18 protein-coding genes are annotated in these 16,676 nt (G+C 66.0%); 7 read left to right on the top strand and 11 right to left on the bottom strand.

Annotation, left to right across the window (positions count from 1 at the left end; genetic code table 11):
* Nucleotides 1-31 precede the first annotated feature (31 nt).
* The 4 genes from H556_RS0108180 to H556_RS0108195 form a co-directional block, all read right to left on the bottom strand.
* Entirely contained in the window at nucleotides 32-337 is a 306-nt protein-coding gene (locus H556_RS0108180) for a CsbD family protein (protein WP_024353977.1), read from the bottom strand.
* Between the two features lie 87 nt (nucleotides 338-424).
* Nucleotides 425-1,573: a GNAT family N-acetyltransferase gene (locus H556_RS0108185; RefSeq protein ID WP_024353978.1), complete on the bottom strand. Its 1,149-nt coding sequence runs from the start codon at nucleotides 1,571-1,573 to the stop codon at nucleotides 425-427.
* 163 nt (nucleotides 1,574-1,736) lie between these two features.
* Nucleotides 1,737-2,195 (bottom strand): RidA family protein, encoded by a 459-nt coding sequence (locus tag H556_RS0108190; protein WP_024353979.1) that lies wholly within the window; start codon nucleotides 2,193-2,195, stop codon nucleotides 1,737-1,739.
* 54 nt (nucleotides 2,196-2,249) lie between these two features.
* Nucleotides 2,250-3,524, bottom strand: a complete 1,275-nt coding sequence (locus H556_RS0108195; RefSeq protein ID WP_024353980.1) for a DNA polymerase IV — start codon at nucleotides 3,522-3,524, stop codon at nucleotides 2,250-2,252.
* A 123-nt stretch (nucleotides 3,525-3,647) separates the two neighbouring features.
* Here H556_RS0108195 and H556_RS0108200 point away from each other — a divergent pair, with 123 nt between their 5' ends.
* Both H556_RS0108200 and H556_RS0108205 read left to right on the top strand, forming a co-directional pair.
* Nucleotides 3,648-4,013 (top strand): response regulator, encoded by a 366-nt coding sequence (locus tag H556_RS0108200; protein ID WP_003167338.1) that lies wholly within the window; start codon nucleotides 3,648-3,650, stop codon nucleotides 4,011-4,013.
* 3 nt (nucleotides 4,014-4,016) lie between these two features.
* The gene (locus H556_RS0108205; RefSeq protein WP_024353981.1) at nucleotides 4,017-5,378 is read left to right on the top strand and encodes a PleD family two-component system response regulator; all 1,362 of its coding nucleotides are present in this window, start codon (nucleotides 4,017-4,019) and stop codon (nucleotides 5,376-5,378) included.
* Between the two features lie 92 nt (nucleotides 5,379-5,470).
* On the opposite strand, the gene rpmG is transcribed toward H556_RS0108205, so the two are convergent.
* Nucleotides 5,471-5,638: a 50S ribosomal protein L33 gene (rpmG, locus tag H556_RS0108210; RefSeq protein WP_003164451.1), complete on the bottom strand. Its 168-nt coding sequence runs from the start codon at nucleotides 5,636-5,638 to the stop codon at nucleotides 5,471-5,473.
* A gap of 127 nt (nucleotides 5,639-5,765) precedes the next feature.
* Between rpmG and H556_RS0108215 the strand changes: the two genes are divergently transcribed.
* Nucleotides 5,766-6,380, top strand: a complete 615-nt coding sequence (locus H556_RS0108215; protein ID WP_024353982.1) for a hypothetical protein — start codon at nucleotides 5,766-5,768, stop codon at nucleotides 6,378-6,380.
* Nucleotides 6,381-6,398: 18 nt separating this feature from the next.
* Here the strand turns inward: H556_RS0108215 and H556_RS0108220 are convergent, their stop codons facing one another.
* Together H556_RS0108220 and rnr are read right to left on the bottom strand one after the other, a co-directional pair.
* On the bottom strand, nucleotides 6,399-7,106 hold the full coding sequence (locus tag H556_RS0108220; protein ID WP_024353983.1) for an NUDIX hydrolase: 708 nt from the start codon (nucleotides 7,104-7,106) through the stop codon (nucleotides 6,399-6,401).
* On the bottom strand, nucleotides 7,103-9,418 hold the full coding sequence (rnr, locus tag H556_RS0108225) for a ribonuclease R (RefSeq protein WP_024353984.1): 2,316 nt from the start codon (nucleotides 9,416-9,418) through the stop codon (nucleotides 7,103-7,105). Before rnr ends, H556_RS0108220 begins: the two co-directional genes overlap by 4 nt.
* A 111-nt stretch (nucleotides 9,419-9,529) precedes the next feature.
* On the opposite strand from rnr, the gene H556_RS0108230 reads away from it, so the two are divergent.
* The 3 genes from H556_RS0108230 to H556_RS0108240 are packed head-to-tail and all read left to right on the top strand — an operon-like array spanning nucleotide 9,530 to nucleotide 13,384.
* Nucleotides 9,530-10,933, top strand: coding sequence for a pyridoxal-phosphate dependent enzyme (locus H556_RS0108230; RefSeq protein ID WP_024353985.1), 1,404 nt, complete (start codon nucleotides 9,530-9,532; stop codon nucleotides 10,931-10,933).
* Nucleotides 10,934-10,937: 4 nt separating this feature from the next.
* Nucleotides 10,938-12,101 (top strand): cystathionine gamma-synthase, encoded by a 1,164-nt coding sequence (locus tag H556_RS0108235; protein ID WP_024353986.1) that lies wholly within the window; start codon nucleotides 10,938-10,940, stop codon nucleotides 12,099-12,101.
* A 56-nt stretch (nucleotides 12,102-12,157) separates the two neighbouring features.
* Nucleotides 12,158-13,384 (top strand): mechanosensitive ion channel family protein, encoded by a 1,227-nt coding sequence (locus tag H556_RS0108240; protein ID WP_024353987.1) that lies wholly within the window; start codon nucleotides 12,158-12,160, stop codon nucleotides 13,382-13,384.
* Nucleotides 13,385-13,469: 85 nt separating this feature from the next.
* Here H556_RS0108240 and H556_RS0108245 read toward each other — a convergent pair whose 3' ends face one another.
* The 4 genes from H556_RS0108245 to H556_RS0108260 form a co-directional block, all read right to left on the bottom strand.
* Nucleotides 13,470-13,682: a cold-shock protein gene (locus H556_RS0108245; RefSeq protein ID WP_003167329.1), complete on the bottom strand. Its 213-nt coding sequence runs from the start codon at nucleotides 13,680-13,682 to the stop codon at nucleotides 13,470-13,472.
* Nucleotides 13,683-13,850: 168 nt separating this feature from the next.
* A complete protein-coding gene (locus H556_RS0108250) occupies nucleotides 13,851-14,057 on the bottom strand; it encodes a hypothetical protein (RefSeq protein ID WP_003167328.1) in 207 nt (68 codons plus the stop codon).
* A 61-nt stretch (nucleotides 14,058-14,118) separates the two neighbouring features.
* Complete coding sequence (locus tag H556_RS0108255; RefSeq protein WP_024353988.1) at nucleotides 14,119-14,811, bottom strand: TorF family putative porin; 693 nt, start codon at nucleotides 14,809-14,811, stop codon at nucleotides 14,119-14,121.
* Between the two features lie 35 nt (nucleotides 14,812-14,846).
* Nucleotides 14,847-15,773, bottom strand: coding sequence for an NAD(P)H-dependent flavin oxidoreductase (locus H556_RS0108260; RefSeq protein WP_024353989.1), 927 nt, complete (start codon nucleotides 15,771-15,773; stop codon nucleotides 14,847-14,849).
* A gap of 402 nt (nucleotides 15,774-16,175) precedes the next feature.
* Between H556_RS0108260 and queF the strand changes: the two genes are divergently transcribed.
* Nucleotides 16,176-16,637 (top strand): preQ(1) synthase, encoded by a 462-nt coding sequence (gene queF, locus H556_RS0108265; RefSeq protein ID WP_024353990.1) that lies wholly within the window; start codon nucleotides 16,176-16,178, stop codon nucleotides 16,635-16,637.
* Nucleotides 16,638-16,676 lie beyond the last annotated feature (39 nt).

Genomic DNA, 16,676 nt, shown 5'->3' on the forward strand with positions numbered 1-16,676 from the left:
CCGGGCCTTTTTCATATCGGGAGTCGCCGTCTTAGCGCTTGCGGCCCAGGGCGCTGAGCACGGCTGCCGCGCCGGCGATGATGCCGACCGTCAGCAGAGGCTTTTCACGGGCGAAGTCCAGACCCTTGCGAGCGGGCGCGCGCAGGTCGGCCGGGGCCTTGTCGACCATGCCGTCCAGGCCGTCGATGACGCGGCCATAGGCGTTCTTGGCGCGGCCGCCGGCTTCCTTGATGGCGCCGTCGACCTGAAGCTTGCTGTCGCCCGCCAGACGACCCAGGCCGCGCTGGGCCTTGCCTTCAAACTCTTCGACAGCGCCTTCGATACGTTGATTAGCCATTCTTCTTACCTGTTGGGGAGTGAAACTCTCCCTCAAAGCGCGCAGCCAAGGTCGAGGTTCCGGCGTTTTATCAGGTGCGACCGCATGTCAGCGATGGCGATAGGGAGACAGCTCCGCAGTCATGGCGTGCATCTCCGCCTCCACAGCCGGGCGTTCCTGCTCCAGATAGCGGGCGACGGGATCGCGCAGCGCCGGATCGGCGATGAAATGCGCCGAATAGACCGGGGAGGGCAGGTAGCCGCGCGCGATCTTGTGATCCCCCTGCGCCCCCGCCTCGACCCGCGACAGCCCTCGCGCGATGGCGAATTCGATCGCCTGATAATAGCACAGCTCGAAATGCAGGAAGGGCCGGTCGACCAGCGTCCCCCACTGGCGGCCGTATAGGGCGTCCCGTCCGATGAAGTTCAGCGCTCCCGCCACGGGCGTCTCGTCTTCGAACGCCATGACCAGGGCGATGCGGTCGGCCATGCTCGCCCCCACGCGGGCGAAGAAGTCGCGCGTCAGATAGGGCCGCCCCCACTTTCGGTCTCCGGTGTCCATGTAGAAGGCGAAGAAGGCGTCCCAATGCGCCTGCGTGATTGAAACGCCCGTCAGGACGCGGATATCGAGACCGGCCTGCGCTTCGCGTCGCTCGCGCCGGATGGTCTTGCGCCGACTGGAAGACAGGGCGCCGAGGAAGTCGTCGAAGCTCTGATAGCCGTCGTTGCGCCAGATGAACTGGATATCCCGGCGCGGCAGCAGGCCCGCCTCGCTCATGGCGCGCCAGTCGCTCTCGGTTGGGAAGTTGACGTGTAGCGAGGAGACGCCCAGCCGCTCGGTCAGCGTCAATGCGCCTTGCAGCAAGGCCTCGTGCACCGTGGCGGCGTCCGTTCCCGGCGCGTTCAGGAAGCGTGGGCCTGTCGCGGGGGTGAAGGGCACGGCACCCAGCAGCTTGGGATAATAGCGCCCGCCCGCGCGCTGATAGGCGTCGGCCCAGCTGTGATCGAAGACGTATTCGCCCTGACTGTGGCCCTTCAGATAAAGGGGCATAACGCCGATCACGACGCCGTCTTCATTGTGCAGGGACAGGTGGCGCGCCGCCCAGCCTTCAGACGGGACGGCGCTGCCGGACGCCTCGCAGGCGTCAAGGAAGTCATAGGAGACGAAGGGGTCGCCGGTCGGGGCCGCGCAGGCGTCCCACGCGTCCCGGCCTATCGCGGCGATCCTGTCGTGCACCTGAAGTGTGAAGCCGGACACTTTTACCCTTCTCCCCTCGGGGGAGAAGGTGGCCCGTCAGGGCCGGATGAGGGGGCGGTGTCCGCGCAGGCGGCGGATAAGGGCGAAGCCAGCGTCCCCCTCATCCGAGCGGCTCCGCCGCCCACCTTCTCCCCCGAGGGGAGAAGGCTGACGTTCACAGGTGTCACTTCACCTCGATGACGGCGTCCACTTCGACGGCGAAGCCGAGCGGCAGCTTGTAGACGCCGACGGCCGAGCGCGAGTGCTTGCCGGCGTCGCCGAAGACCTGGACCATCAGGTCCGAGCAGCCGTTGATGACCGCGGGGATGGCCTCGAAGTCCGGTCCGGCCTGAACGAAGCCGCCCAGCTTGACGATGCGGACCACGCGATCCAGGTCGCCGTCGACGGCGGCGTTGATCTGGGCCAGCAGGTTGACGCCGCACAGGCGGGCGGCCTCGGCGGCCTGCTCCGGGGTCACATCCACGCCGACCGTGCCCTTGATGCCGCCCGAGGCGTCATTGGACAGCTGGCCCGAGATGAAGATCTGCTCGCCCGAGCGGACGTAGGAGACATAGCTGGCGACCGGCTTGGCGGGCTCGGGCAGGGTGATGCCGAGTTCAGCGATGCGGGCGTGGATGCTCATGGGGCGACTCCGTATGAAAGGGTGCAGGGGGTTTAGCGCGGCGCGGCGGCCGCGTCATCCGGGGCGTTCGTTGGGACGTTTCAGAGCGCGCCCGGCGACGACAGCGCCTGCCCCAAACTTGTCGCGCAGGGCGTCGATGGCGGTCTCGGTCTTCAGGGCGCGGGCTTCGGCGGTGGCGAACAACCCGGCGGGGACATCCTGGGCGTCGGCGATATCGGCCATGCCGATGCCGATCAATCGATAGGGCACGCCCAGTTCCGGCTTCAGCAGGTCGCGACCGGCGGCGAACAGGGCGCGCGCCGTCTGCACGGGCTCGGCCAGGGTGATGCGGCGGGTGACGATCTTGAAGTCCGTCTTGCGCAGTTTCAGCACCAGGACCCGGCTGGCCACGCCGTCGCGTCGCGCCTTGGCCGCCAGCTTCTCGCACAGGGGCCACAGTTCGGCCTCCAGCGCCTCGGCGGTGGTCAGGTCGTCGTTGAAGGTGGTCTCGGCGCTCATGCCGCGACGGTCGTGGTCGGGGTTCACCGGGCGGCTGTCGCGGGCGTGGCTGAGATCGTGCAGCCGCAGGCCCGTCTCGCCATAGCGCCGGATCAAGTCCTTGACCTCGGCGGCGGCCAGATCGCCGATGGTGGCGAAACCGTCCGAACGCAGGGTGCGCCCGAACACCGGCCCGACGCCGGGCAGGGTGGTCACGGGGCGGGGGGCCAGCAGGCCTTGCGCCTCGGCCGCGCCGATGACGGAGAAGCCGCGCGGCTTGTCCAGTTCGGACGCGATCTTGGCCAGGAAGCGATTGGGCGCCAGGCCGATGGAGACGCTCAAGCCTGTCTCGTCCTCGATCCATTTCTGCAGGCGCGCCAACTGGAAGGCGGGCGGCCCGCCATTCAGCCGCTCTGTGCCCTTCAGGTCGATCCAGGCCTCGTCCAGCGACAGGGTCTGAACCAGCGGCGTCAGGCGCTGCACGGCGCCGAAGATGCGTGCGCTCTCGGCTTTGTATTTGGCGAAGTCCGGCTTGATGACCACGGCGTCCGGACAGGCCTTCAGCGCCTTGAACATCGGCATGGCCGAGCCGACGCCGTACAGCCGCGCTACATAGCAGGCGGTGGAGACCACGCCGCGCTTGCCGCCGCCGACGATCACGGGCCTGTCGCGCAGTTCGGGTCGGTCGCGCTTTTCGACCGAGGCGTAGAAGGCGTCGCAGTCCAGGTGGGCGATGTGAAGATCGCTCAGTTCGTCGTGGGCGATCACCCGGCGCGAGGCGCACGACGGGCACCGCACGACCTTGCGGTCTCCGGTCCACAGACAGTCGCGGCAAAGGGCCGTGATGGCCAAACAGGAACTCCGTTTCCTCAGCTTCACGTCAACTTAAGACTGACGCGCCCACAGTGCACCCAAGAAGGCGTAACAGCCCGACGCGAAAGCGAATGAACAAGAGGCGCAACGGCCGGGTGGCGGATGTCCAAGAAGATCCTCATCGTCGAGGATAACGAGCTGAACATGAAGCTTTTTCATGATCTGCTCGATTCTCAGGGGTACGAAGTGCTGCAGACCCGCGAAGGGCTGCAGGCGCTGGCGATTGCGCGCGAGCACCGCCCCGATCTGATCCTGATGGATATCCAGTTGCCGGAGATTTCCGGGCTTGAGGTGACCAAATGGCTCAAGGACGATGAAGAGCTGAACCATATACCCGTCATCGCCGTTACAGCCTTCGCCATGAAGGGTGATGAGGAACGGATTCGTCAGGGGGGCTGCGAAGCCTACATCTCCAAGCCGATCTCTGTCATTTCCTTCCTTGAAACGGTGCGAAAGCACCTGGGGTAGGGGATGAGCGCGCGAATTCTGGTGGTCGACGACGTAGAGGCGAATGTCCGTCTGCTCGAAGCCAAGCTGACCCTTGAATACTATGACGCCCTGACCTGCGGCGACGGGACCTCGTGCCTGCGCATCGCCCGGGATGAACAGCCCGACCTGATCCTGCTGGACGTCATGATGCCCGGCATGGACGGGTTCGAGACCTGCCGTAGGCTCAAGGCCGCCGAGGAAACGCGTCATATCCCGGTGGTGCTGGTGACGGCCCTCGACGGGCGTCATGACCGCATCCGGGGACTGGAAGCGGGCGCTGACGACTTCCTGTCCAAGCCGCTGGACGATGTGATCCTGATGGCGCGAGTCAAGAGCCTGACGCGCCTGAAAATGGTCATGGATGAGCTGCGTGAACGCGAGGAAAGCAGCCGCCGTCTGGGCATGGACGCAGGCGGCGTCGGCCGTCTGAAGGGCTCGGGCGGTCGGGTTCTGGTCGTCGACGACAATGAGCTTCAGGCCGAGATGATCGCGCGGGAGCTGTCGATCGAGCATCGCCCGATGATTGCGGACACCCTGGCCGACGCTCTGGACGCGGCGCGGGGACCGGTCGATCTGGTCATCGTCAATGTGTCGTCCGAGGGTTTCGACGGCCTGCGCCTGATCGCCCAGTTGCGCTCCAAGGAGATGACGCGGCGCATTCCCATACTGGCGCTGATCGACACCCATGATCGGCCGCGTCTGCTGAAGGCGCTGGATCTGGGCGCGCACGACATCCTGGCCCGCCCGGTCGATCCTGAAGAGATGTCGGCGCGGGTCCGCACCCAGGTGAAGCGCAAGCGGTACGGCGACTTCCTGCGCGACAAGCTGGACCATAATCTGGAGATGGCGATCACCGACCCGCTGACGGGTCTGCACAATCGCCGCTACATGACCAGCCAGTTGCAAGCTCTGGTCGCGCGCGCCGCGCGGGGCGGGGACCCGGTGGCGGTGCTGGTGCTGGACATCGACCACTTCAAAGCCGTGAACGACACCTTTGGTCATGACGTCGGCGACGAGGTGCTGCGCGAGTTTTCGGTACGGCTGGCGACCAATGTGCGTGCGGTCGATCTGCCCTGTCGTTTCGGCGGCGAGGAATTCGTGGTGGTCATGCCGGGCACGACGCTGGAAGACGCCCATCGCATCGCCGAACGTATTCGCCGCGACGTGGGGGCGGCCCCCTTCCGTATCAGCGGAGGCGATGTGCTGGGCGTGACCGTTTCAGTCGGCGTGGCGGCCAGCCTGGGCATGGAGGACACGCCCGAGGCCCTGCTCAAGCGGGCGGACGAAGGCGTCTATGAGGCCAAGGCTCAGGGGCGCAACCGCGTCGTCGCCCGCGCCGCGTGACGCGGCGCTTTCCGATAAACGGTCAAAGAAAAACGCCCGGTCCTGCGACCGGGCGTTTCGATTCTTGCAGATTCAAGCGGGGGGCGAAGCCCTTACTTGATCTTGCCTTCCTTGAACTCGACGTGCTTGCGGACGACCGGGTCGTACTTCTTGACGACCATCTTCTCGGTCATCGTACGGGCGTTCTTCTTGGTGACGTAGAAGAAGCCGGTGTCGGCGGTGGAGTTCAGGCGGATCTTGATGGAAGCCGGTTTGGCCATCGGAATTAACCTCTGCGACGGCGAAAGCCGCTTGAAATAAGAGGCGCGGAACATACTCAGGACGGGCTCAAAGTCAACGGCTTCGATGTCGCGTTGAGCCTGGCCATACAGACGCTAGTGTTTCGCCATGAAAAAGCCTTGTCTAAAGCCCGCCCACGTCCTTTCCGCCGCCGTTGTCGCCGCCGGTCTGGCCCTTTCCGCCTGTTCGTCCGAGCCTGCCGCACCGGCGGCTGCGACTGCTGAGGCTCCAGCCACGGCGCAGGACGCCTTCTTCGCCAATCTGACCGCCCTGTGCGGCCAGAGATTCGAGGGCAAGGTCGTCACCAACGAGGCCGCCGATTCCGATTTCGCCGGCAAGCGCCTGCTGATGCACGTGCGCGACTGTTCGGCGGACGAGATTCGCATCCCCTTCTGGGTCGGCGAAGACCGCTCGCGCACCTGGGTGGTGACGCGCACCGATTCGGGCCTGCGCCTGAAGCACGATCACCGCCAGCCGGACGGCAAGACCGACCCGCTGCACTGGTACGGCGGCGACACGGCGAACGAAGGCACGGCAGAGCGTCAGGAGTTCCCGGTCGATCAGGAATCCATCGACCTGTTCAACGCCAACGACGCCTCGGTCTCGACGACCAACGTCTGGGCGATGGAGGTCCATCCCGACAAGACCTTCACCTATGAACTGCGCCGCCCGAACCGCCACTTCCAGGTTGATTTCGACCTGACGAAGCCGGTCGCCGAATAAGACCTTAAGGCCGCCGCGTCAGTCCTGATGGTCGATGACGTGGCGGCCGCTCACCATGTGCACGAAGGGCAGGGGGCGCTGAGGCGTCTCCAGCCGCTCGGCCACCTCGCCCAGCACGAAGCGGGTGATGGCGGGCAGGTCGAGGCTCTGCGCCTCGTCCAGAGGAATCCAGGCGATCTCGTCCAGTTCGCCCGAGCCTTCGATACGGTCCGGATCGCGCAGAGCCTCGACCGGGGCCATGAAGAAGCGCGCGTCGAAACGGCGCGGTCGGCCCGGCGGCGTAATGGCCCGCGCCACATAGGACAGGACCGACAGATCGGGCAGGGCGCCCGCCTGACGATACTCCCGCCACGGCCCGGCGACTGAGGCGGCGGGCGCCGCTTGGCCCAGGATCAGCCCCGTTTCTTCAAAGGTCTCGCGCACAGCGGCCAGAGCCAGGGCGCGGGCGCGGCGGGCGGGCATTTCCACCTCCAGCCGGCGCGCAGCGTCGAGCGACAAGGGGCCTTTCGAGGCGGCGGTGAAATCGGCGCGCTCGATGCGTCCGCCCGGAAACACCCACTTCGAGGCCATGAAGACATGGCCCGGCGCGCGGCGGCCCATCAGCACCTCGGGCCGCTTGGCGTCGCGCGTCAGGATCAGGGTGGCGGCGTCCTTGGGGCGCTGGACGCCCCCGGTGCGCGGCGCATCGGCGAGGTCCTGCGCCGCGTCGAAGGGGAGGGGGTTCAACGCCGCTTGCCCTTTCTGACGCCCTTCAGGCCGCCGGAGGGCTTGGCGCCGTTGCGGGGCTTGGGACCGCCCGGACGGCCTTTCCCACGCTTGGGCGGGCCGTCGCCGCCTCTTCCGCGCATCCCATAGCGCGGGGCTGGGGCGTTGGGGTCGCGCGGGTCCGGTTCGGACAGCATCTCCAGCACCAGACCGCCGGTGACGGGCGTGGCTTCCATCAGCCGCACCTCGACGCGGCGGCCGAGCGGAAAGCGCTTGCCGCTGCGCTCTCCCACCAGGGCATGGGCGCGGTCGTCGTGGGTGAAATATTCGTCGCCGAGCGTCGAGACCGGGACCAGACCGTCTGCGCCCGTCTCGTCCAGCCGGATGAATAGGCCGAAGCGGGTCACGCCGGTGATCCGGCCGGTGAAGGTCGCGCCGACGTGTTCTTCAAGGAAGGCGGCGATGTAGCGGTCCATGGCGTCGCGCTCGGCCGCCATCGAGCGGCGCTCGGTCTCGGTGACGTGTTCGGCGATGCCGCCCAGTTCGGCGATCTCGCGGTCGGTCAGGCCGTCCGACCCTAGTTTCAGCCCCCGGATCAGCCCGCGATGGACGATCAGGTCCGAATAGCGCCGGATGGGCGAGGTGAAGTGGGCGTAGCGGTCCAGGTGCAGACCGAAGTGGCCTACATTGTCCGGTGAGTAGATGGCCTGCATCTGGGTGCGCAGGACGACTTCGTTGACGACCTCGGCGTGCGGGGTGTCGCGGGTCTCTTCCAGCAGCTTGTTGAAGCGCTTGGTGTTCGGCGCCTCGCCCTTGTTCCACGGCTTGCCGATGGTGTGCAGGAAGTCGGCCAGGTTGAAGATCTTCTCCTGGCTGGGCGTGTCGTGGACGCGATAGATCAGCGGCGTGTGCGTCTTCTCCAGCGTCTCGGCGGCGCAGACGTTGGCCTGGATCATCATTTCTTCGATCAGGCGGTGAGCTTCCAGCGACTTGCGCGGCTCGATGCCGGCGATGCCGCCGTCGGGCGACATGATGATGCGGCGCTCGGGGCTTTCGATGGCCAGCGGACTGCGGCGCTCGCGGCCCTTCAACATGGTGCGGTAGGCGTTCCACAGGGGATAGAGGATGGCCTCCATGATCGGCCCGGTGGCGTCGTCCAGCAGGCCGTCGATGGCCGATTGCGCCTGTTCGTAGGACAGCTTGGCGTGGCTGCGCATCAGGCCGCGCGTGAACTTGTGCCCGGTCTTCCTGCCGTCCTTGTCGAAGACCATGCGCACGGCCATGCAGGCGCGGTTCTCACCCTGCTTCAGGCTGCACAGGCCGTTGGACAGCACTTCGGGCAGCATCGGCTCGACCCGGTCGGGGAAGTAGGTCGAGTTGCCCTTGGCTCGCGCCTCGCGGTCCAGCGCCGTGTTCGGGCGCACATAGGCGGCGACGTCGGCGATGGCGACCCAGACGATCCAGCCGCCCGCATTGGCCGGGTCTTCATCGCGCTCGGCATAGACGGCGTCGTCATGGTCGCGCGCATCGGCGGGATCGATGGTGATGAAGGGGACGTGGCGCAGGTCCTCGCGCCCCTTCAGCGTCGGGACAGCCTGATCCTCGGCCTCGCGTTCCACGGCCTCGGAGAAGCCGGTCGGCACCCCGTGGGCGTGAATGGCGATGATGGAGGCGGCGCGCGGGTCGTCCTCGCGCCCGATGTTCTCAAGAATCTTGCCGCGCTTGGGGCCGTAGCGATGCTCGCCCTTCTCGACGGCGGCCAGAACCAGATCGCCGTCGCGCAGATCGGCAGCCTGTGCCTGCGGGACCAGCAGAACATCCTTGGAGCGCTTGTCGACCGGCTCGACCCGCGTTTCGCGCGCCGATTTGCGGATGACGCCCAGCACGCGGTTGCCGCCAGTATCCAGCCGTTTGACCAGTCGGGCCTCCCAGCCGTCGACGCCCTGGCTGAACTTGACCAGCAGGCGGTCGCCCATGCCGGGCGCCGGGCCGCGACCCTCGCGATCAGGCATCAGGACAGCGCGCGGTGCATCCTCTCCGCCCTTGACCAGTTGGACGTAAAGTTCGCCGTCGGCGTCGCGATCCACCACGTCGGCGACGCCGACCGGGGGCAGGGCGCCGGCCTCGGAAAAGCCCTTGCGGCCGCGTTTGCTGAGGCGGCCCTCGGCCTCCAGCTCCTTCAGCATGTCGCGCATCTGGCGCCGCTCGGCGCCTTTCAGGCCGAAGGCGCGCGCGATGTCGGCCTTTTCGGCTTCTCCAGCCTCACGAAGGAAGGCGATGAGGGATTCTTTGTCGGGCAGGCCCGCAGCGGGGCGTTTGGGTGTCTTGACCATTGCGCCCTTTCTAACGCGCTTCTCGGCGAAAGGGTGAAAACTTGCAGGAGTTGACCGCGAAGGGGCGGACGCCCAGCTTCACAAGTCACCCGTGCAACGGAGCCTGCTCTCATGTCGATGACCGACGCCCCTGTTCTCAGCCGTCCGGCCAAGAGCCTGCTGGACCTGATCGGCAAGACGCCGATGGTCGAGGTGACGCGGATCGACACCGGCCCGTGCCGCCTTTTCCTGAAGCTGGAGAGCCAGAACCCCGGCGGCTCCATCAAGGACCGCATCGCCCTGTCGATGATCGAGGCGGCGGAGAAGGCGGGCTGGCTGAAGCCCGGCGGCACCATCGTCGAGGCGACGGCGGGCAACACCGGCCTGGCCCTGACCCTGGTGGGCAAGCAGAAGGGCTATAAGGTCCTGCTGGTCATCCCCGACAAGATGTCGAAGGAGAAGATCCAGCACCTGCGAGCGATGGGCGCCGACGTGCGCCTGACCCGCTCGGACGTGCCGCATGGCCATCCTGAATATTACACCGACATGGCCGAGCGTCTGGCCCAGCAGATTCCGGGCGGCTATTTCGTCAACCAGTTCGCCAACGACGCCAACTCCGAGGCCCACTTCAAGACGACCGGCCCGGAAATCTTCGAGCAGATGGACGGCGATATCGACGCCTTCGTCGCCGGCATCGGCTCAGGCGGGACGATTACCGGCAACGCGCGCTACTTCAAGGCGCAGGGCTCCAAGGCCAAGATCATTCTGGCTGACCCGGTGGGATCGGCGCTGGCGGGACTGATCAATGAGGGCGTCGCTGGGCCGGACGGCAGCTATACGGTCGAGGGCATCGGCCAGAACTTCATGCCTGAGACGACCGATCCAGATCTGATCGACGTCGCCTATTCCATCCCCGACGCCGAGGCGATCGCCACGGTGCGCGAGCTGTTGTTGAAGGAAGGCATTCTGGCGGGATCGTCCTCGGGCACCCTGATCGCCACGGCCCTGCGCTGGTGCCGCGAGCAGGCCGAGCCGAAGCGGGTCGTGACCTTCGTCTGCGACACCGGCGCCAAATATCTGTCCAAGGTCTACAACGACGCCTGGCTGGCCGATCAGGGGCTGGCGGAGCGCGAATTGCACGGCGACCTGTCGGACCTGATCAACCGCAAATACGCCGCCGGCGACGTGGTGGTGATCGGGCCTGAAGATACGCTGGACACCGCCTTCAAGCGGATGCGCGGCGACGGGCTGTCGCAACTGCCGGTCATTCAGGACGGCCGTCTGGTCGGTATTCTGGACGAAAGCGACATCGTCCACATCATGAACACCGACGACATCACCCGCCAGGAACGCTTCGCCAAGCCGGTCGCCTCGGCCATGACGCGCGATCTGGACACGCTGCAGGTGACGGAATCGCTGGACGCCCTGATCCCGGTCTTTGACCGAGACCGCGTGGCCATCGTGCTGGACGGCGAGAGCTTCGTCGGCCTGATCACCCGCACCGACCTGATCAACCACCTCAGCCTGAACCGGTAAGCCTATGTCTGAACTGAAGAACCGCCAGGGCTTCTCGACCCGCGCCATCCATGCGGGCCAGCGGCCGGACCCGACCACGGGCGCGGTGATGACGCCGATCTACGCCACCTCGACCTATGCGCAGGAAAGCCCCGGCGTGAACAAGGGCTATGAATACGCCCGCGGCAAGAACCCGACGCGCGAGGCGTTCGAGGCCTGCATCGCCGATCTGGAGGGCGGGGTTCAGGCCTTCGGCTTCGGCTCGGGCATGGCGGCGACCTCGACGGCGCTGGAGTTGCTGGACGCCGGGTCGCACATCATCACCGGCGACGATCTGTACGGCGGCTCATGGCGGCTGTTCGAGCGGGTGCGGCGCCGGTCGATGGGGCTGGACTTCAGCTATGTGGACCTGACCGACCTGGCGGCGGTCGAAGCGGCCATCACCGACAAGACGCGGATGCTGTGGGTGGAGACGCCGACCAACCCGCTGATGAAACTGGCCGACATCGAGGCCCTGTCGAACGTCGCCAAGGCGAACAAGCTGATCCTGGTGGTCGACAACACCTTCGCCACGCCGTGGAGCCAGCAGCCGCTGACGCTGGGCGCCGATGTGGTCATGCATTCGGCGACCAAATATCTGAACGGCCACTCCGACATCGTCGGCGGGGTTCTGGTCGCCAAGGACGCAGAGATGGCGGCCCAGTTGAAGTTCCTGCAGAACTCTATCGGCGGGATCATGGGACCGTTCGACGCCTTCCTGGCCAACCGAGGCCTGAAGACGTTGGGCCTGCGGATGAAGGCGCACAATGAGAACGCCCTGGCCGTGGCGCGTTGGCTGGAAGACCGAAAGGGCGTCGCCAAGGTGCTCTATCCGGGTCTGGTCAGCCACCCGCAGCACGAACTGGCTGCGCGCCAGATGAACGGCCGCTTCGGCGGCATGGTCACCATGCTGATCGACGGCGATCTGGAGCGCACCAAGCGGGTTCTGGAACGGGTGCAGGTCTTCACCCTGGCGGAGTCGCTGGGCGGCGTCGAAAGCCTGGTGAACCACCCGGCCATCATGACCCACGCCAGCGTGCCCAAAGAGGTGCGTGAGGCGGGCGGCGTCACCGACAACCTGATCCGCCTGTCGGTCGGCGTCGAGGACATCGACGACCTGATCGCCGACCTGGATCAGGCTATCGGCTGAGGCTGATTGAGGCGCCGGGGGTTCAAATCCCCGGCGGGCCTGCCTAGGCTGGGGTCATGTTTGATTTCGACGCCATGCGTATTCGCTTGGCGGAGTTTCCGATCGCGGAGATGCTGATCGGGCTCTGTCTTCTCGCCCTTCTTGCCTTCATCGCGGACTTTGTGGTCCGCCGCATCCTGACCCGACTGATCCTGAAAGTCGTCGGCCGGGCGGTGCATGATCTCGACACTCTGTTGCAGCCCGTGGTGCGCAGCTTCACCCGCGTCGTGCCCGCCATCATCATCCATCAGGGGATCAGCGGCGTGCCGCATCTGGCGCCCGGCGTCGTCACCCTGATCCAGAACGTGGCCGGGGCCTTCATGATCGTGGCCGTGGCCATCGGCATAGGCGCCGGTCTGGACATGGCCAACGCCATCTACGCCCGCTCGCCGCGCGCCCATCGACGCAGCATCAAGGGCTATCTTCAGGTGCTGAAGATCGTCATCTACGCCATCGCCACCATACTGGTGATCGCGGCCTTGATCGACCGGTCGCCCTTGCTGCTGCTGTCGGGCCTCGGCGCTCTGGCGGCGGTGCTGATGCTGGTGTTCAAGGACACCATACTGTCGCTCGTGGCCTCGGTTCAGTTGAACTCCAACGACATGCTGCGCGTCGGCGACTGGATCGAGATGCCCCAGGTCAACGCAGACGGCGACGTCATCGACATCGCCCTGCACACGGTGAAGGTCCAGAACTGGGACAAGACGATCACCACCATCCCCACCTGGCGGCTGATCAGCGAGTCCTACCGTAACTGGCGCGGGATGCAGGAAAGCGGCGGGCGTCGTATCAAGCGCGCCCTGCTGATCGACCAGACCAGCGCGCGCTTCCTGACCGAGGACGAGCGTGACCGGATGCGGCGATTTCTGCTGATCGACGACTATCTGGCCGACAAGAGCGCTGAGATGGCCGACTGGAACGCCAAACTGGTCGCGGCGGGGCGCGACCCGGTCAATATGCGCCGCTCGACCAACATCGGCGCCTTCCGCGCCTATGTGCAGAACTATCTGGAGAACCACCCCGGCATCCGTCAGGACATGACCCTGCTGGTGCGTCAGTTGCAGCCGACGGAGACGGGGCTGCCGCTGGAGATCTACGCCTTCACCGCGACCACGGCCTGGGCCGAGTATGAGGCGATCCAGGGCGACATCTTCGACCACTTGCTGGCGATCCTGCCTGAGTTCGGCCTGCGCCTGTTTCAGTCGCCCACCGGCGCGGACTTCGTCCAGCTGAAGTCCTCATAAGAAAAGCGCGCAGAGGGCGACCTCTGCGCGCTTCAATCCTGTCATCGCCGCCCGTCGTTGCGAACGGAGCGGCGAGAGGGCTGGATCAGCCTTCGGTCTTCAGTTGACCAGCCGATTCCTTGCCCGAGCGACGGTCGCGCTCGATTTCGTAGGAAACCTTTTGGTTTTCGTCCAGACCGCGCAGGCCGGCTGCTTCGACGGCCGAGATGTGGACGAAGACGTCCTTGCCGCCGTCATCCGGCTGGATGAAGCCGTAGCCCTTGGTGGAGTTGAACCATTTTACAGTGCCGGTAGCCATTTTCAGGACCTCCGCTAGAAGTTGGCCTCAGAGAACGTCCCTGATGGCCTGTCGGGTCTGTATGGATCGGCTTAGACCTCGGTGCGCGGGGCAGAAGGCAGAGCGTTACGCAGAGAGATCGACCTCACTAGGGTGGACCCTCCATCGCCCTAATGCAAGGGGCGGGGTTCAGGGCTCGGCCGTTTCCGGCGGCGAAATCCAGTTCTCCTGACACAGCTTGCGCAGGGCCGAGGTGATGGTCGAGCCGTACAGCGCGTCCTGAATCCGCTCATACCCCTCGGTCTTCAGGGCCTGTTTTACATCGCCTACGGTTCGGCAGGCGCCGCTTTGGGCCAGTTGGTACGCACGTTCCAAAGTCGTCGGTCGAAAAGTCATGGCGTCAGCCTAGGCTTTTTCCGCCAAAGGTGAAACAGGCGCCTGAGACGCAGGCCTCTGGTCAGAAATAGACGCTGATCCCGGCGACCAAGGCGTCGGCGTACTGTTCGCCCGGAACCTTGGCGTTCGTGCCGTGCCAGCGCAGTTCGGCCTCAAGATTGGACGTCAGGGCGTAGGTCGCGCCGATGTTGTAGCCGGTGTAGTCGACGCTGTTGTCCTGCTCGCGACGGCCGACCTCGGCCGAGACGTTCAGCTTGTCGGTAAAGTCCCAGCCGCCGCGCACCGCGACCCAGGTCCAGGCCTTCACCGAACCGGCGCCGTCGGGCGAGTGTTGCAGCCGCAGGCGGGCGCTGGCCGGGCCGATCGAGCGCTTCATGTCGGCCGTGAACTCCCACGACTTGTCGTCATAGCCGGGGTCGGCGTCGACCCGCCACTTGTGCGCGACGTTCAGGTCGAAGTCGAAGCCGGCCCATTGCGGGCGCACGCCGCCGGCCAGTTCCAACTCCAGCTCCGAGCCGCCGCTTTTGATCGTTTCAAAGGCGGGGCTGACATAGAAGAGGCCGCTTTCGCTTTCCCATTCCGCCGCGCCCCAGACGAAGGGATCGCCGTCGGACTTGGAGGCGTCCTTGGAGCGGTTGTCGCTGGCGGCGCCCGCGCTGAAGCTCCAGCGGCCGGGAAGCTCTTGCGCCTGAGCCGCCGAGGCCAGGATCAGGAGCGGGGCGGTCGCCAGAAGGGCGGTCGTCAGGATGCGCATGGTCGGCCTCGTCAGGGGAGTGTCGAGGCCGCTTCCTAGAGGCGCTTCTTGTCGAATTTATCACAAGCCTGCGAAAACTCGTCCGTCAGCCGAGCGACAAGCTGGGCCGTGGTCGGCACGTCGTGGATGGCGCCCGAGCCCTGACCGGCCGACCAGATTGTCTTCCACGCCTTGGCCTCTTCGCCCATGTCCAGCTTGTGCTCGGGCAGGGACTTGGGGTCGATCTTGTTTTCGACCAGCGAGGGCGTCAGGAAGTTGGCCGGAATGCCCGAGACGGCGGGCGTATAGGTGATGTCGGCCGAGCCCGACTGGACGATCAGATCCTTGTAGTGGGGCTGGGCCGCGCTTTCGGTCGTGGCGATGAAGCGGGTGCCCATATAGGCGAAGTCGGCCCCCATCATCAGCGCCGCCGCCACGTCCTGCCCGGTCGACAGGGCGCCCGCCAGGATGATGGTCCCGTCGTAGAAGCTGCGGACCTCGTTGATCAGGGCGAAGGGGTTGACGACCCCGGCGTGCCCGCCCGCGCCGTTGGCGACCAGGATCAGGCCGTCGACGCCCGCCTCGGCCGCCTTGCGCGCATGACGCACATTGGCGATGTCGTGGAAGACCACGCCGCCATAGCCGTGCACCGCGTCCACCACGTCGCGCACGGCGCCGAGCGAGGTGATGATCAGCGGCACCTTCTCCTCGACCGAGACCATCATGTCGGCCATCAGGCGCGGATTGGTCGGGTGGACGATGTGGTTGACGCCGAAGGGGGCGGCGTCGGGATTCAGCCGCGACTTGATCTCGTGCAGCCACTCCCGATAGCCCTCGGTCGTGCGCTGGTTCAGCGAGGGGAAGGTCCCGATCACGCCCGCATTACAGGCCTCGACCACCAGATCAGGCCCCGACACCAGGAACATGGGCGAGGCGATCACCGGCAGCTTGAGGCCGGACTGCAGGGAAGCGGGAATGGCCACGGGTCGTCTCTCCTGAGTTGCTTTTGGCTACGCTAACCGGCTGTCGTCAGGGAAGGCAATGCGTTCCAGCGCCCTTCTCCCCTTGAGGGAGAAGGTGGCAGGCGCCAGCCTGACGGATGAGGGGTGTGAGCGCTGCGGCGTCCGATTGCGGATCCGGGGCGGACAAAGGTTCAAACATCGCGCCGACACCCCTCATCCGAGCGCCTCCAGCGCCCACCTTCTCCCTCAAGGGGAGAAGGAAAAAAGAGAGTCCAATTCGTCTGAATCGTCTGAAATTGCCCCGTCCCTGCACGGCCGCTCTCCCCTCGACCGGGGCGCAGTCTAGCACAGGCGCGGCGGGGGGATGGCCGATTGCGGCGGGGCGGCGTTTTCTTTGGCGGACCAAACGCCTAAATGGCGGGCATGACCCACTATACCGACAGCCTCAGCCAACTCGGCGTCCAGACCGCCGCCCCGACCAATCCGGAAGAGGCGGTGCTGGAGCGCGTGCCTAATCCGCACGCCGACACGCTTTATGTGGCGCGCTTCACCGCGCCGGAGTTCACCAGCCTGTGCCCGGTGACGGGCCAGCCCGACTTCGCCCACATCGTCATCGACTATGTGCCGGGCGACTGGCTGGTCGAGAGCAAGAGCCTGAAGCTGTACCTGACCAGCTTCCGCAACCACGGCGCCTTCCACGAGGACTGCACCGTCGCCATCGGCAAGCGCCTGGCCGAACTGCTGCAACCGAAATGGCTGCGCATCGGAGGCTATTGGTATCCGCGCGGCGGCATCCCCATCGACGTCTTCTGGCAGACGGGCGCGCCGCTGGAGGGCGTGTGGCTGCCGGATCAGGGCGTGGCGGGGTATCGCGGGCGGGGGTGAGGGGGCGGCGAGGCCGCCTCGTGCACAGTTAGGTTCCTA

Origin of the sequence: Brevundimonas naejangsanensis DSM 23858, assembly GCF_000421705.1 — a bacterium.
GTDB classification, from domain to species: Bacteria; Pseudomonadota; Alphaproteobacteria; order Caulobacterales; family Caulobacteraceae; genus Brevundimonas; species Brevundimonas naejangsanensis.

What these genes read in the sequence shown, in the direction of transcription:
- H556_RS0108180 (WP_024353977.1), bottom strand. Translation starts at nt 337, where the DNA reads ATGGCTAATCAACGTATCGAAGGCGCTGTCGAAGAGTTTGAAGGCAAG.
- H556_RS0108190 (WP_024353979.1), bottom strand. Translation starts at nt 2,195, where the DNA reads ATGAGCATCCACGCCCGCATCGCTGAACTCGGCATCACCCTGCCCGAG.
- H556_RS0108200 (WP_003167338.1), top strand. Translation starts at nt 3,648, where the DNA reads ATGTCCAAGAAGATCCTCATCGTCGAGGATAACGAGCTGAACATGAAG.
- H556_RS0108205 (WP_024353981.1), top strand. Translation starts at nt 4,017, where the DNA reads ATGAGCGCGCGAATTCTGGTGGTCGACGACGTAGAGGCGAATGTCCGT.
- rpmG (WP_003164451.1), bottom strand. Translation starts at nt 5,638, where the DNA reads ATGGCCAAACCGGCTTCCATCAAGATCCGCCTGAACTCCACCGCCGAC.
- H556_RS0108215 (WP_024353982.1), top strand. Translation starts at nt 5,766, where the DNA reads ATGAAAAAGCCTTGTCTAAAGCCCGCCCACGTCCTTTCCGCCGCCGTT.
- rnr (WP_024353984.1), bottom strand. Translation starts at nt 9,418, where the DNA reads ATGGTCAAGACACCCAAACGCCCCGCTGCGGGCCTGCCCGACAAAGAA.
- H556_RS0108230 (WP_024353985.1), top strand. Translation starts at nt 9,530, where the DNA reads ATGTCGATGACCGACGCCCCTGTTCTCAGCCGTCCGGCCAAGAGCCTG.
- H556_RS0108235 (WP_024353986.1), top strand. Translation starts at nt 10,938, where the DNA reads ATGTCTGAACTGAAGAACCGCCAGGGCTTCTCGACCCGCGCCATCCAT.
- H556_RS0108240 (WP_024353987.1), top strand. Translation starts at nt 12,158, where the DNA reads ATGTTTGATTTCGACGCCATGCGTATTCGCTTGGCGGAGTTTCCGATC.
- H556_RS0108245 (WP_003167329.1), bottom strand. Translation starts at nt 13,682, where the DNA reads ATGGCTACCGGCACTGTAAAATGGTTCAACTCCACCAAGGGCTACGGC.
- H556_RS0108250 (WP_003167328.1), bottom strand. Translation starts at nt 14,057, where the DNA reads ATGACTTTTCGACCGACGACTTTGGAACGTGCGTACCAACTGGCCCAA.
- H556_RS0108255 (WP_024353988.1), bottom strand. Translation starts at nt 14,811, where the DNA reads ATGCGCATCCTGACGACCGCCCTTCTGGCGACCGCCCCGCTCCTGATC.
- queF (WP_024353990.1), top strand. Translation starts at nt 16,176, where the DNA reads ATGACCCACTATACCGACAGCCTCAGCCAACTCGGCGTCCAGACCGCC.